The organism is Treponema sp. OMZ 790 (assembly GCF_024181285.1).
Classification (GTDB): domain Bacteria; phylum Spirochaetota; class Spirochaetia; order Treponematales; family Treponemataceae; genus Treponema_B.
This window is the reverse complement of the sequence record NZ_CP051201.1, coordinates 1,440,367-1,455,371: the sequence shown is the minus strand read 5'-3', so window position 1 is coordinate 1,455,371 and position 15,005 is coordinate 1,440,367. Positions and strand designations below refer to the sequence as shown.

Genomic DNA, 15,005 nt, shown 5'->3' with positions numbered 1-15,005 from the left:
GCGTGCGATGAATGCAAAGCTAAACCGCTGGGCTGCCTCATTTATAAAGCCGTTTTTTTCGGCCTTGTTTTTTCTCCTTTGTTTTTCTCTTATCGGTAATTATGCATCCACCTTTGAACCTCTATTTACGGGGAAGATAATCGATGCTTTAACCTTAAAGGATAGGACTGCTTTTTTTTCCTTTTTAAAAATCATTATTCTTTTCCAAATTGCAGGGCTTGCTTTTTCGCTTTTAAGTTCTTGGTTCCGGTTTTTGCTTCAGCGTAAAATGACCGTTTATACCGAAAGCCGCCTTTATTTAAACCTCTTACATTTACCGCCTAAGGGAAGTTCCGAGCAGGATTCGGGTAAACTTTTAAATCTTTTTTTATCAGATTTAGGCATAATGACGGGTATCTATACTTCTCAAATTCCTTCGATAATTACCTCCATTATTATGATGGGTATAATAGGTTTTAGGCTCTTTAAAATAGATATTTTTATTTTTTGTCTTACGCTCATAGTTTCGGTTATTCCCGTTTTTTTGGCAAAATATTTTGGAACAAAGCAGGCTGCGGTAAATGAAGCTCAGCGTAAAAGGCAGGATGAGTATACTGCCTATATTAGCGAAACGATACGGGGTTTACAGGAGATAAAAAATCATTCTTCGCAAAAGTTTTTTATTTATAAGTTTACGCATATTTTAAAATATATTTTTATTCACGTAAAAGAATCTACAATTATCGGAATGCAGTCTTCCTCTGCTTCTTTTTTTACTAATTTTACCATAAATATTTCTTTATTTGCCATTATCGGTTTAACCGTTCTTGAAGGAAAAAACACCGTCGGCACTATTACCGCAGCCCTCATGTATTCTCAAAAATTTAGAAGCCTTGTTTCTTCATGTGCCGAAACTTATAAGGGAATTATAGTTTCCTTTGTTTCGGTAGAGCGCTTAAAAAGTATTTTTGATGAAAGACAAAATTTTTTTTCGCTCATAAAAGAAGAAAAAGATACTTCAAATATAAAAAAAATCAAAATAGAAAATTTAAAGTTTGCTTATAAAAAAAATAATTTTCTTTTTAAAAATCTAAATACCGAGTTTAAATTCCCCGGTCTTTATCTTATTAAGGGAGAGAACGGTTCAGGTAAAACAAGCCTTTTTAATATTATTTCGGGAAATATTAGTCTTAAAAATGAATCGGTATTAGAAGGTAAGATTATTTTTTGTAATCTTGCTTCAAGGCTTTCGTATATAAGTCAAAATCCTTTTATTTTTTCCGGTACTATAAAAGAAAATCTATTATTCGGTAAAAAAGCCGATACGCTTACAATAAACGATGTGTTGGCAAAAACAAAATTAAATAAGGTTATCGATTCTTTGGATAAGGGGCTTGATACACAATTGGGCGGAAAAGAACATATACTTTCGCAAGGGCAAATTCAGCGTCTTGCCTTAAGCCGCTGTCTTTTGCAAAACGGCGAGGTTATCTTATTCGATGAGGTTGAAAATGCCCTCGATTCTGAAACAAACCTCGCATTACACTCTCTTTTATCCCGCCTTAAAACGCAAAAACTTATTTTAATGATAACACACCGCTCTTCCTATGACAACATAGCCGATGGAGTGTTTAAAATAGATAGAGGAGATAAATATGATTTTACAAACACGGAATCTGGTTAAAACCTACGGAAAGGGTGAAAATGCCGTAAATGTTGTCGACGGTTTTTCTTTTGATCTTGCAGAAGGAGAATTTCTTTCGGTAATGGGGCCTTCGGGAAGCGGTAAATCCACGTTGCTCAATTGTATTTCTACTATCGATTCTCCTACAAGCGGAAGTATTTTAATCAACGGCAAGGAATTACAGTCTCTTAAGCCTAAAGAAACCGCCCGGTTCCGAAGAGAAAATTTGGGCTTTATTTTTCAGGAATATAATTTAATAGATGCGCTTCGGGTAAAAGAAAATATTGCGTTGAGCTTAATGCTTAACCGTGAACGTAAAGAAAAAATTGCAGAAGAAGTTAATAATATCGCTTCTCTTTTAGGGATAGACTCCTTACTCGATAAATATCCGTACGAAATATCGGGCGGTGAAAAGCAAAGGACAGCGTGCGCACGGGCGGTAATCCATAAACCTAAGATTCTTATGGCGGATGAACCGAGCGGGGCATTGGATTCGCATTCGACAAAAGTTTTAATGGAAACCTTTAGCGAAATAAATAAAAAACTGGGTACAACCATTATAATGGTAACGCACGACGCTTTTTGCGCTTCGTATTCCGGCAGGGTGCTTTTTTTAAAAGACGGAAAATTGTTTTCGGAATTAAAAAACGTACATAATTCGCACCGTGCATTTTATGAAGAGATTTTTAAAGCGGCAATCGCCTTGGGGGAGTGATATGTTTAAGTTAAGTGTAATAAACGCAAAAAAATCTTTTAAAGACTATTCAATATACATAATAACGGTTGCGTTATGTATTGCTTTTTTGTGCACGATTTTTACGGTCAGTCAAGATGAGCAAATAAATAACCCCCGTCTGCGTAATATGGAAACATTTAAAGCCTTGTTTTCCTGTGCCAAGGTTGCGATAATTTTTGTTTTGTTTTGGTTTATACGCTATATGGGAAAATATATTTTTAACTTGCGCCTGAAAGAATTCGCTTCGTATATGCTTTTGGGAGTTGAAAATAAAAACATCAATTTACTATACGGGATTGAACAAGCTATCTTGGGGCTTTTTTCCTGCGTATTGGGACTTGTGTTCGGTTCACTTTTGTATACGGTACTTCCCAAAATTGTTATGTCTTTTTTGGATTTGGAGTATAAGACAACACTTTTTTTGCCCGCGTCCGAGGTTGTAAAAACGGTTTTGGTTGTATTTTGTATATATGCGTTTTATATTTTTAAGGGGTCGCTAAAATTTAAACATATAAAGATAATAGATTTACTTAAGCAAGCGGCCGAAAACGAAAAAATAAAAGTAAAAAGATTTACTATGCCCCTGTTTGTTTTTTTATTTTTGTTGCTTGCTTCGTACGCTTATATTCTCCATGGGGTAACAAAAGAAAACCCGGGTAATTTATATACCCTTTCGTTTTTCGGTATGCTTATCGGTTTGTTCGGTATTGCATATTTTTTTCCCGCCTTTATATTTAAATTAAAAACACGGGGAAGCAATTCGTATGAGCAAAAGAATTTGGCGGCAATTTTTTCAAATACCAAACTGACTTCTTTTGCGGCAAAACTCGGCTTAATTACGCTTCTTGCCCTTGTCGGTTTGGTTGCGTTTAATATGGGCTTTATGTCGGTAGGTTTTTATAATCTCGACAGAGAAGGCAAGGTACTATACGATTTGACGCTTTTACATGCTCAGGATTCCCCCGATTCAAAAGATGTAGTCGATTTTGATAAAGGAGTAAGCGCTCTTTTGGATGCAAAAATAGGCATTGTAAGTGAAGCCGTTATTTCCGAATATTACGATACACACACCGAAATATGGTATGCCTTTACGGGTGAAGAATCTCCTATACCGCAGAGAGTTACCTCCTTATCCGTATATAATCAAGTACGCCGTATGCACGGTATGGATGCGGTGAGTCTTGAGCCGGAGCAATTTATTTTAAATGTCGATATGCTTACATACGATGAAAAGCCTCATCTTGAAGATAAGTCCTATCCCATTTTTGATAAATTGTACAGACCTAAGGAAGTGATCGTGCTTCCCATACGGGCAATGGATTCACGCCTTTGTATTGTCGTTGCCGACAGCGAAATACCGAATGTAATCCCTAAGCAAAGAAAACACTTCTGGAATTTAAAACCTTCCGACAGCGAAGATGCGCTGCAAAATACCTTGGTCGAAATATGCCGCGAACTGGGACGGCCGGTACACAGAATCGAAAAAAACGGACGGATTATCGAAGTTCCCGACAAAGAATTTACAACAAGGTATCAAAGTATACGGCAGTATAAAGTAACGGCGGCCGCTTTTATAATGGTTTCGTTTTATATAGGCATTATTCTTTTAACTGCGACCGGTTCCGTTTTGGCAAGTTCGGCGATGGCGGAAGCCGGGATTAATACATACCGCTGCGGGGTGCTAAGCAAACTGGGAATGGAGCAAAAAGATATAGGCACTTTAATAAAAAAGCAAATATATTTTTTCTTTGTGTTTCCCGTAAGCCTTGCATTACCGGCAGGGATAGGAATAAATATGCTTATAATAAACAATACTTACTATTACGGCAATTATTATGTATTTATCGCTCAAACGCTTGTTCCGCAAGTAGTTTTATACCTTGCAGTTTTTTTTCTGTATTACCTTATGACGTATAAGTTGTATAAAAATATGGTAAAACCTTTCATAAGATAATAAAATTTTATAAAAAGCCGGCTTTTTTCTTTATTTTTTATCCAATTACGACATATAGCTGTCGCTCTCTTGTGATAGTATTCGTTATAAATTTTAGACGAGTAGAGTGCGATGAAAAAATATTTTTTAATATCGAAAGCATATTTTAAAGGTTCCCTTATGAATTTAATGGAATATAAATTCAATTTTATAAGCGGCGGAACCTTTGAACTTGTATGGATGCTGATGTATCTTATTTTTATAAACACTATTTTTATTCACACAAAAACGGTGAACGGTTGGGATAAGTACCGAATGCTGATGCTTACCTTTCAAGGCGGACTTATGGATTCCGTTTTTACTTTTTTGATTGTGCCGGGATTAAAAAGATTACCCGAAATGATAAATACCGGCACCTTGGATTTTATCTTACTAAAGCCATTGCCGCCGCGTTTTACTATTTCGTTTAACGAATTCGATATTCCTCAAATAAAAAATATCTTCATAAATATTGCAGGTTTAATTTATTGTTTTATCAAACTCGACATAGAAATGACGCCATTAAAATTATCGCTTTATATTTTGCTTTCGCTTAACGGCTTTTTTTTAATTTATTCGATTATGTTTATATTGATGAGCTTAGCTTTTTGGTTTATGAGAATGGATATTGTTATGGGAATAGGCTCGGAACTCATTACAATCGGAAATAAACCCATGCAGATATATCCCGGCTTGATTCAAAAAATACTCATATTTGTTGTTCCGCTTTTTATTTGTTTTAATTTTCCGATTTTATTTGTCGTAGAAAAATTACCGAGGTACTACATCGGGGTTTCTTTTGTTTCGAGTTTTTTCTTTTTTATATTATCAAATTTCATTTTTAAAAAGGGAGTAAAGCACTATGTCGGATCAGGCAGTTAATAACACAAACAGTATTGTTGCAGAAAATATTTGCAAGACTTATGCTTATTATAAAAAGGAAGCAGGTCTTAAAGGAAGCATTAAAAATATATTTAAGCGGGAAAAACTTTATAAGTCTGCCGTTAAAAATCTTTCTTTTCAAATTCATCAAGGTTCGATAACGGGTTTAATCGGTTTAAACGGTGCAGGAAAAACTACGACGCTTAAAATGCTGTCGGGTTTAATATTTCCGACGGAAGGAAAGATTTCCGCATTGAATTTCAATCCTTTTGAAAAGAAAAAAGAATATTTGCGTCAAATTTCAATGGTGATGGGAAATAAGAGTCAGCTTTGGTGGGACTTGCCGGCTGTGGATTCTTTTGAATTGAATAAAACTATTTACGAACTTGAAGATGGCGATTATAAAAAAACGCTTAACACGATGATCGAAATACTCGGTGTCGAAAAACAGCTGAATGTTCAAGTGAGGCGGCTTTCTTTGGGAGAACGGATGAAGATGGAATTGATAGCAGCCCTCATTCATAAACCGAAACTTATTTTTCTTGATGAGCCGACAATAGGACTCGACATTATTACACAATATGCTATACGGGATTTTTTAAAACAGTATTGCAGTACATATCATTCCACGCTTATATTGACAAGTCATAATTTTAACGACATTGTTTCTCTTTGCAACGAATTGATTTTAATAAACAACGGTGAAAAAATATATTCCGATTCCTTTGTTCATTTTAAAAACGAGTTTTTAAATAAAAAATACTTTATACTAAAACTAAAATTCCCAAACGCTGAAAAAATTATAAAAATCTTGCACGAAAGGGAAGGGCTTTTTGCAGAAAAAAGAGGAGAAGATACCGTTAAAATTTCTGCCGATGCTTCAGATAGCTTGGGTATATTAAAAAGTATTTCCAATGATTTTATCGAAGAGTTAAGCGATATTACCATTGAAAATATATCGATGGAAGATGTTATCAGAAAATTATATACGGCGGCCGGCTGATTTTTTATTTAATTATTTTAAGGGAAAGATTATGAATATCTATTATAAAATTTTTAAGACAAGTTTAGCTAATCAATTGGAGTACAGGGTTAATTTTATTTCGGGATTTTTATTTTCGCTTTTTCCTTTTACCGTTAATGTGCTTTTATGGCTTGCCGTCAGTTATCAAAGTACGGATATGCCTCTTGAAGCAGGCGGAATTGTTTCTTATTATTTTTTAACCTTAATAACATACAATATCACCTCAACCGTTTCTATATTTAAAGTTTCGGATGACATAAGGCTCGGTACCTTAAATACCTATCTTATAAAACCATACAATTATGCAATTTACCAACTTGCTTCCGATTTACCGCATCGTTTTGTTTTTATTACGATGAATGCTCTTCCTATTTTGATTTTATATTTTTTACTGTCGCCTTATTTTGTGTTTAATTTTTTTACATGGAAGATTGTGTTTTTTACGCTCTTTTTATTTGCAGGTTATCTTATCAATTTTTTAATCGATTTTTTGATAGCTCTATACAGCTTTTACTTTTCGCGTGTTTCTTCACTTTACACTTCGATAAGGGTACTTAAAAATATTTCTGCCGGTATTATTTTTCCTCTTGTCTTTTTGCCCGAATCGGTATTTAAGGTTTTAAAAAACTTACCCTTTGCCTTTATTTCCCATATCCCCGTAAGTTTTTTGCTTGACAACGAATCGCTTTATGGAGCTTTCCTTCATTTACTTAAAGCCGTTTCTTGGATAGCGGTATTAAGTGTTTTTTGTGCAATAGTATGGAAAAAAGGCTTAAAAAAATATTCCGCTTATGGGGGCTAAATATATAAAGTCCCTTCTAAAAAATTAGGTATAGATTTTTAAAAGGTGTCTTACAAATCTTTCCGCATCCGGGCCGGGCTGATTCCGTAGGTTTCTTTAAACGCTTTTTGAAAATAGCCGTCCCCGTAGTAGCCGACCGCCTGTGCTATTTCTACAATGGATAATTCATCATTATAAAGCAATTCAAGCGCCCTTGCCATTCTAACCTTTTGAGTGTATTCATTTATTGTCGTGTTAAAACAATCTTTAAAACCCGTTACCAATTTTTGCTGATTGATAGAAAATTTTTTAGTGAGTTCCGCAATGGTAAAATGATCTGCAAAGTGTTCTTCTATAAAAGTTTTTACATTTTTAAGAACAGCCTTGTCTTTTTGGGAAAGGTGCACATTTGTTTTCGGTTGTGCCTTATAAACATAATCGTAAAGAAGTGAAAAAACCTCCAAGCATTTACCTTGAATATAAAGCTTTAATGCAGCTCCTTCCAATGTACATTCTTTAAGGCTGTCGCAAATTGCGGTTATTTTCGGAATGACAATCGGCTCGGGATTAAGTACACTTGCCGCTCTTTCAAAAAAATCATCCTCCAATGTTATAGGCAAAGAAGAAAAAAAAGTTTTACGAAAAGCAAAGCCTATATTTACCAGCCGTACATTCGGCTCAATTCTTTTATATCCGTAAAAGTAATCATAATTGACATAGGCATTCAATCCATATTCAAATTCGGTACTGTCATCCTGCTGTTGATAATAAGATGCGGCTCCTGTGTAGTATTGCCCCGCTTCAATAATCCACTCATCTATATACTCTTTAATAATAAAAGGCTGATACAGTGTGCAATCGGAAATAACCGCCATAGCCGTTCCGGTATCTCCCAAAACGGAAAAACCGCCTGAGCCCTTTGTTTTTCCCAATATATAATCTATTCTTCCGTCTTTTAAATGTTTGACAAAACCGAAATCTTCAAAATCCTTCCAATAGTCTTCAAGCGTTCTCATATATCTGTCCTTTTTAAAGTTTTTTCTGTTCTATTTGAAGATTAGAATAACATATTAGACTTAAAATTGCAAGTATTTATATATTTTCTTTCTGATTTGAAGAATTGATGTGTTGACAAAAATATCCGGTACGGATACAATAAGACAAGTTAGCTAAGACTAATCCAAATACTTATAGGAGCATTTTGTGAATAAAAAATCAAAGGGGATAATGGACTATATTTTCCATTATTCAAATAAGGGAAAAGTTTTTCTTACCGCAAGTATTTTTTTGTCCACACTGGGAATGGTGTGCAATGTTATTCCGTATGTATCGGTATATTTTATAGCGAGGATATTTTTAACGGCGGGAGAAAAAACCGGTGTTTTCTTTTGGATAATTACCGCAGGATGCGCTGTGTTATGCAATTTGATTTTTTCGTTTTTAGGTAGCGTCGGCTGTCATACTGCGGCATTTAAGATTTTGTATACCTATAGAATAAAACTGATGGAGCATTTGGGCTCATTACCGCTCGGCTTTTTTTCAAAAAACACAAGCGGCTCCATTCAAAAAATCATGGACGAAAATATCGAAAACATGGAAGGTGTCATCGCCCACATGCTGCCCGATTTAATCGGCTCATTGATTGTGCTGATCTTATTCTTTTCGGGAATTGTCTATCTTAATTGGATTATGGCATGTACCGTTTTCCTTGCGGTCGTTATTGCCTTTAGCTTTCAGGCTTTGATTTTCGGCGGAGAAAAAGCGAAAGAAAGGTATTCGGATTATATGAAGCGCTCAGCCGATATTACCGGCAATTTTTCCGAGTATGTAAAAGGAATGGCGGAGGTAAAACTGTTCGGACGGGCAGGCGGCATATCAAAAAACCTGGAACACAGTCTTGATAAATGCCTTGATTGGGAGATAACCAATTACAGAAATTCCGCTTTTTTTATGAGTATGTATAAAACGATAAGCCTCTCCCTCCTTGCCTTTGTTATTCCGGCCGGCGGTTTTTTGATTTTACAAAATCCTTCAGGCGATACGGTCTTGGCGGTTGTCACGGCATTGATTATCGTTCCCGCATTGTACGACCCGCTTTTAACCTGTATCGATTATGCAACGCAGCTTAATTTCACAAAGGCAGGATTGACTCAGATTGATACCATTTTAAATGAGAGCGTTTTTAAGACAAAAAACACTGCGGAAAAAGAAAGCGGTAATACGGTTGTCTTTGATTCGGTTTCATTTTCGTATCAAAGCGAGGCGGATCCACTTAAGAGGGAGGCACTGAGCGGCGTTTCGTTTACCTGTAACGAAAATGAAATGACCGCCCTGGTCGGAGAATCGGGAAGCGGAAAATCCACCATCGGGCAGCTCCTTGTACGGTTTTGGGATGTACAGACCGGCAGCATAAAAATAGGCGGTAAGGATATAAAGAACATTGATACAAAGGACTTAATGGAAAAAATCGCCTTTGTATTTCAAGACACCCATATTTTTTCGGATACGGTGCGGGCCAATATCGCGATGAATAAAAATCGCTCCGATGCGGAAATTATCGAAGCGGCAAAAAAGGCGCGCTGCCACGATTTTATTATGAATCTTCCGAAAGGGTACGATACCCACATCGGTTCGGGAAATATAAAATTATCGGGCGGAGAAGCACAAAGACTTTCCATTGCACGGGCTTTTTTAAAAGATTCTCACATTGTTATTTTGGACGAGGCTTTGGCTTATACCGATGCGGAAAATGAAAACTTAATACAGGAAGCGATTAGAAACCTCATTAAAGATAAGACGGTCATTGTTATTGCGCACCGGCTTAAAAGCATTATGGATGCGGATAAGATTATTGTATTGAAAGAGGGGAAAATTATCGAAGAAGGCACACACGGAAGTTTAATTGAAAAAGACGGAGCATATAAAACGCTGTGGGACTTACAGTTTGAAGCGGAAACATGGGAAATAGCAGGCAAGGAGAGGTGAAGAAAAATGAAAGAACTGATAAGAAAATTTACAATGGGGCATCCCGAACAAATGACGGAACCGGTGATATGGTATTTTTTGGAAGGCTTTGCGATAACCTTTCCTGCGGTGGCGGTGTATTTTGCAATCAATTTATTTATCGAATATTTTAATACTCCCGCCGTTATCTTTGATAAAGGATATTGGACTATTGCACTGTGTCTGGCAAGCTTTTTTCTTTTACAGCTGACGGTCAGTACGGCTGCTTTTTTAAGGACCTTTCTTCCCGGTGCGTGCAATTCGGCACGGAATAAAAAAGACTTTATTCAAAAAATAAAAAAATTGCCGCTCGGCTTTTTTTCCAAAACCCGTTCGGGGGAACTTATAAATACGTTTACCGGAGACTTTTTGGCGATTGAGCGGAGTATGGTCGGCGCTCTTACCGGTCTTTTCGGTGTTGTTTTTTCCTGTGTTGCAACGTCGTTTTTTATGTTTTGGTTTAATTGGAAAATGGCGCTGGCCTTTTATATTACACTCCCGATTTCGGCAAGTATCATTTTTGTTTCGTTGAAAATAACGGGAAAGATTGTTGTAAGCTCAAGAGCGGCTAAAGACGACACTGCGGAGGCGTTAAACGAATACCTTTCCGGTATGAAAATATTGAGAAGTTATAACCAGATCGGAGAAGGTTTTTCCAAACTTGAAAACGCATACAAGCATCTTAAAGCAATCAGTATAAAAAGTGAAACTGTCGGCGGTGCACTTTTAGGCTTTGCCTTAACCTTTGCGCGTGCAGGACTTCCGCTTATGTGCTTTACGGGAACCTATCTTATTTTCGGCGGAGAAATAGGCTTAACCGAATTTTTAAGTATCCTTATCATCGGCACTAAAATAATAAGTCCGCTTCTTACATGGATTCGATACATCGCCGCTCTTAGAATGTACTATGTCAGTGCAACAAGAATCGATACCGTTATGAGCGAAAAAGAATTAGGCGGAGAAAAAACAATAGAGGTAAAAGATGTAGGCGGCATTGCGTTTGAACATGCAGGCTTTTCGTATGTAAAGGGGAAAAAGGTTATTGATGATATATCCTGCACCTTTAAGAAAAATACGCTTACTGCCATTGTGGGGCCGAGCGGAGGAGGAAAGTCCACCATATTAAAACTTATCGCGCGCTTTTGGGACGTAGATGCGGGAAGTATAAAAATCGGCGGTGTTTCGCTCAATGAAATAAATCCCGACAACTGGCTTAAACATATTTCGATGGTGTTGCAGGATGTGTACCTCTTCCATGACACCGTAAGAGAAAACATTATGTTCGGAAACAAAAATGCAAGGGAAGAAGATATGATCCGCGCTTCAAAGCTGGCGGGCTGTCACGAATTTATCGAAAAACTCCCCGAAGGATACAACACCCTTGTCGGAGAAGGAGGCTCCACTTTGTCGGGCGGTGAAAAACAGCGCATTTCGATTGCCAGAGCTATTTTAAAAGACGCACCGATTTTATTACTTGACGAGCCGACATCGAGCTTGGACGCAAAAAATGAAGTGGCGGTTCAAAAAGCCATATCCCATTTGGTTAAAGACAAAACCGTTATTATGATTGCTCATCGGTTAAAGACAATAAAGAACGCCGACAACATCATTGTTTTGGATAAGGGGCGGATTGTTGAAGAAGGCTCTCACTCCGAATTGCTGGAAAAACAAGGCTTGTATGCACGGCTCTGGCAGCTGCAAAATAAATCGAAAGAATGGAAAATTTCGATGGAGTAGGAGAAAATATTTTACTCAAAAAAAAGTAATTAATCGGAAATCTTGACGGATATGTGTTTTTTGGTATATACTACATATGTGGAGGTTTTTAATGCTTACAAAATTGACACTGACGATAGATAAGGATATAGTGGAAAGTGCAAAACGATACGCAAAAAAAGAAAACCGCAGTATTTCCAAACTTGTAAGTGAGTATCTAGAACATATTTCCGGTGCAAAAAAAACTTTTCTTACAGGTAATAGCTTAAATGCTCCCTTGACTGAGTCATTATCCGGTATGTTCACCGATAATGGAAAGCCCTATAATGAGCTTTTAACTGAAGCCTTATCGGATAAGTATGTATGAAAAAAAAATTTTTATAGATACGAGCATACATTATAACGAGAAATACTACCGAATATAAAGCGGCTCAATTACGCGTATGTTCGCCTAAAAATTTTATACAGCTATTCAGGTAAAGGAATAAAGAATGTTGCTGTGTTGTTTTATACTATATCTTAGGGCATTAGATGATTGAGTTAAGATCAATTGATATATAAAAGATTTACTACAGCCCAAAGATTTTGGGTGGTATGTCAAGGCCAAGCATTTTACAAAATTGAAGTCCAAACTTTGCAAAATTAAATGCAATAGATGTAACTATCTTATCTGTTACAATATATCCATCTTCTATAGGATTTTTTATACAATCGTCCCATCCTTTCATTTTATCAAGATCTTCGTTTGTAAATCCTTCTTCAAATAAATCTTCTTTATTTACTCCTGCCATAAACGGTTTTCCATTAAGCATTTCGGTTTTTACTAGTAAGATAGGAGCAATTGATATTGCGCCAATTATTTTATCTTTAAATTTTTTTATAAAATTTAAAATATCTTTATCTTCTATTGCAGATCTAATATCGGCTGCACCAGGCAATAGAAGGCTATCATATTCATCAATAATTATTTCATCAATTGATCTATCTGGTAATACAGTTAAACCTTCTTCACTTTTAATTAAATCTTTATATTTGGCAAATACTACTACCTCTTTATTTTTTAAAGCTAAACCTTCAAGAGCAACACTAATCTCAAAGTTACAATAGGTTTCATAAATTAATAAAGCCGTTTTTTTCATTTATTTTCTCCTTCATAAATTATCATCATTTATATAATCTTAGTTCCTATTTTCATATCAATTCTCCATTGCGGAGGTGCACCATCATCTCCCCAATATTCATCTATTAAAACAATTTTATCATCTTCAATTTTTATAAAAGATACAGCATGAAAAGATGCATCTTTATTGAATACTTTTACTGCCGTAATGAATAGATTATCCGTTTTTTCTATCCTTTCAATTTCCGCTTCCCATTTACCCGGATATTCACAGTTCGCTCTGATAAATTCTTCTAAGGTAAATTGCTCATTTGTATTATGCCATCTTATGATTGCCTTTTTATTAAAAAAAGTGCGTATCATTTCGGCATCTTGTTTTGCAATAGCATTCCAAAATTTTCTTATATCCAAATGTTTCTCCTATAAAAACTTTTTGCAGGAAGTTTCAGCTTCCGAAAAAAGTTTTTTCAAGTAGTTTTGCATTTTGCAAAACTACATAAAATATCGATAAATAGTGAGGCTGAATTTCTGCCGAAGTATTTATCATATCTCCTCAATATTTACTTCATCTTTTCATTTGTCTTTTTTTGAAATTTTTTATTGTTGACGATAAAGCGTTCGTGTGTTCCTTCTCCGATCAAACCTGTTTCGTCATAGGCCTTTACCGAAAAGATAAGCTTTTTTCCGTCTATGCCGGTAAGTTCGCTTTCGCAATAAACTTTCATGCCGAGCGGCGTTGCGGAAACATGTTTTATTTCCAATGAGGTGCCGACAGATCCTTGTCCTTCTTCCAAATAATCCTGCACGCTTTTCCATGCAGTTTTTTCCATTAATGCAATCATCGCAGGACTGCCGAATACTTTCAGTGTTCCGCTTTCCAAACTTTCAGCTGAATGATTTTCATTTACGATAATTTCTTCTTTTCCCTTAATACCTGTTTTTAACATAATATCCTCTTTTAGAAAATTATAACCAAGCTTAAATATTGCCTATATTTTTAATGCCGGATTTAATAATAACTCATCAAACATCGGATGATAAAGAACCGTATCATCAATCTTCAAAATACTTGTAATTTTATTACCTGCATCTTTTGAAGAACCTCCGCAATGATATATTGCTTCATTTTTTGTGTTATAATCTATTGCAATATATCTATCATGGTATTTACCTTTTGTCTTTTGAAAGGAAAGAGAAATATTGGAATACTCAATCTTAAAATCTTTTAAAATTGAAGCGGTCAACATAGTACGATGTTTAATATTATCAGTAAAAATTTTGATAGTGATATTTTCCTTTGCTTCTCTTAATAATTCTAACGTTTTTAATCCTATGTAGTTATCTACTACATAAATAGTATGCTTAGCAGATTTATATATCTTTTGATAGGCTATGTCAGCTTCTATTTTCTTTCCGTCCATAATCAAAAAGTGTTTATATGTATCGGGATCAATAAAATTATCCATGACCTTTTTTAATTCTTCTTTTGTAGCCATTTGTAATTTTATTTCCGATATATTTTTAGTGTTTTGGTTTGTTTGTATTGCTATCTGTGCCAGCTCTTTAGAGCTTATAAAATCTTGGTTTTCGATTAGATAGTCTTTCATTTGCTTAAACATTCTTATTAAAGCCTTACTTTGTTTTATTGCAAGGTCTCCCTTCAATACTGTCATAAGCATATAGATGCCTTGTTCCGTAAAGGCATAAGGTTTGTATTTGATATTGCTTCCTCTTCCCGTTATTTTGTTCAAGGTCGCAAAATGCGACCTTGAAAGTATTTGCACTTCTTCATCGGTTAATTGGAACATAAAGTCATCTTCGAATTTCTCTATATTTCTTTTTACTTGTTCATTAAACCTCTTTGTTTCATAGCCATATATTTCAGCAAGGTGGAGATCAAGCATCACCTTTTGTCCTCGTATAGTGTAAATTTTTTCTTTAATTATTTTTTGATTTACCGGGACCGGTTCTTTTTGTAATTTTTCCATATTAATATCCTATAAATATAGATAAATAGTGAGGGTGAATTTCTGCCGAACTGTTTATCATATCCTCTCTTTTTCGATATTTTATATTATAAGTTTTAATTTTTCAAGCAGTTGAGAGTT

Annotated in this window: 14 protein-coding genes; 9 read left to right on the top strand and 5 right to left on the bottom strand. The window is 35.5% G+C overall.

Annotated features, from left to right (window positions below; all coding sequences use genetic code 11):
- Window positions 1–7: 7 nt before the first annotated feature.
- The 6 genes from E4O01_RS07060 to E4O01_RS07035 all read left to right on the top strand — a co-directional run bounded on the left by E4O01_RS07060 (window position 8) and on the right by E4O01_RS07035 (window position 7,079).
- On the top strand, window positions 8–1,663 hold the full coding sequence (locus tag E4O01_RS07060; RefSeq protein ID WP_253695072.1) for an ABC transporter transmembrane domain-containing protein: 1,656 nt from the start codon (window positions 8–10) through the stop codon (window positions 1,661–1,663).
- The gene (locus tag E4O01_RS07055; RefSeq protein WP_371819643.1) at window positions 1,629–2,378 is read left to right on the top strand and encodes an ABC transporter ATP-binding protein; all 750 of its coding nucleotides are present in this window, start codon (window positions 1,629–1,631) and stop codon (window positions 2,376–2,378) included. Before E4O01_RS07060 ends, E4O01_RS07055 begins: the two co-directional genes overlap by 35 nt.
- Window position 2,379: 1 nt before the next feature.
- Window positions 2,380–4,353 carry an FtsX-like permease family protein gene (locus tag E4O01_RS07050; RefSeq protein ID WP_253695070.1) on the top strand — a complete coding sequence of 658 codons (1,974 nt, stop codon included), beginning with the start codon at window positions 2,380–2,382 and terminating at the stop codon, window positions 4,351–4,353.
- Window positions 4,354–4,464: 111 nt separating this feature from the next.
- A complete protein-coding gene (locus E4O01_RS07045; protein WP_253695069.1) occupies window positions 4,465–5,253 on the top strand; it encodes an ABC transporter permease in 789 nt (262 codons plus the stop codon).
- On the top strand, window positions 5,234–6,256 hold the full coding sequence (locus tag E4O01_RS07040; protein ID WP_253695068.1) for an ABC transporter ATP-binding protein: 1,023 nt from the start codon (window positions 5,234–5,236) through the stop codon (window positions 6,254–6,256). Before E4O01_RS07045 ends, E4O01_RS07040 begins: the two co-directional genes overlap by 20 nt.
- Before the next feature lie 31 nt (window positions 6,257–6,287).
- Complete coding sequence (locus E4O01_RS07035; RefSeq protein ID WP_253695067.1) at window positions 6,288–7,079, top strand: ABC transporter permease; 792 nt, start codon at window positions 6,288–6,290, stop codon at window positions 7,077–7,079.
- 50 nt (window positions 7,080–7,129) lie between these two features.
- Here E4O01_RS07035 and E4O01_RS07030 read toward each other — a convergent pair whose 3' ends face one another.
- Window positions 7,130–8,074, bottom strand: a complete 945-nt coding sequence (locus E4O01_RS07030) for a helix-turn-helix domain-containing protein (protein ID WP_253695066.1) — start codon at window positions 8,072–8,074, stop codon at window positions 7,130–7,132.
- 187 nt (window positions 8,075–8,261) lie between these two features.
- Here E4O01_RS07030 and E4O01_RS07025 point away from each other — a divergent pair, with 187 nt between their 5' ends.
- The 3 genes from E4O01_RS07025 (at window position 8,262) to E4O01_RS07015 (ending at window position 12,144) form a co-directional block, all read left to right on the top strand.
- The gene (locus tag E4O01_RS07025; protein ID WP_253695065.1) at window positions 8,262–10,043 is read left to right on the top strand and encodes an ABC transporter ATP-binding protein; all 1,782 of its coding nucleotides are present in this window, start codon (window positions 8,262–8,264) and stop codon (window positions 10,041–10,043) included.
- 6 nt (window positions 10,044–10,049) lie between these two features.
- A complete protein-coding gene (locus E4O01_RS07020; RefSeq protein ID WP_253695064.1) occupies window positions 10,050–11,798 on the top strand; it encodes an ABC transporter ATP-binding protein in 1,749 nt (582 codons plus the stop codon).
- Between the two features lie 91 nt (window positions 11,799–11,889).
- Window positions 11,890–12,144, top strand: a complete 255-nt coding sequence (locus tag E4O01_RS07015) for a DUF6364 family protein (protein ID WP_253695063.1) — start codon at window positions 11,890–11,892, stop codon at window positions 12,142–12,144.
- A 202-nt stretch (window positions 12,145–12,346) separates the two neighbouring features.
- Here the strand turns inward: E4O01_RS07015 and E4O01_RS07010 are convergent, their stop codons facing one another.
- The 4 genes from E4O01_RS07010 to E4O01_RS06995 form a co-directional block, all read right to left on the bottom strand.
- Window positions 12,347–12,916, bottom strand: a complete 570-nt coding sequence (locus tag E4O01_RS07010; RefSeq protein WP_253695062.1) for a DJ-1/PfpI family protein — start codon at window positions 12,914–12,916, stop codon at window positions 12,347–12,349.
- A 29-nt stretch (window positions 12,917–12,945) separates the two neighbouring features.
- On the bottom strand, window positions 12,946–13,260 hold the full coding sequence (locus E4O01_RS07005) for a nuclear transport factor 2 family protein (RefSeq protein ID WP_371819642.1): 315 nt from the start codon (window positions 13,258–13,260) through the stop codon (window positions 12,946–12,948).
- Between the two features lie 197 nt (window positions 13,261–13,457).
- Window positions 13,458–13,844, bottom strand: a complete 387-nt coding sequence (locus tag E4O01_RS07000) for a thioesterase family protein (protein WP_253695060.1) — start codon at window positions 13,842–13,844, stop codon at window positions 13,458–13,460.
- 42 nt (window positions 13,845–13,886) lie between these two features.
- The gene (locus E4O01_RS06995) at window positions 13,887–14,885 is read right to left on the bottom strand and encodes an ORF6N domain-containing protein (RefSeq protein WP_253695059.1); all 999 of its coding nucleotides are present in this window, start codon (window positions 14,883–14,885) and stop codon (window positions 13,887–13,889) included.
- Window positions 14,886–15,005: the final 120 nt, after the last annotated feature.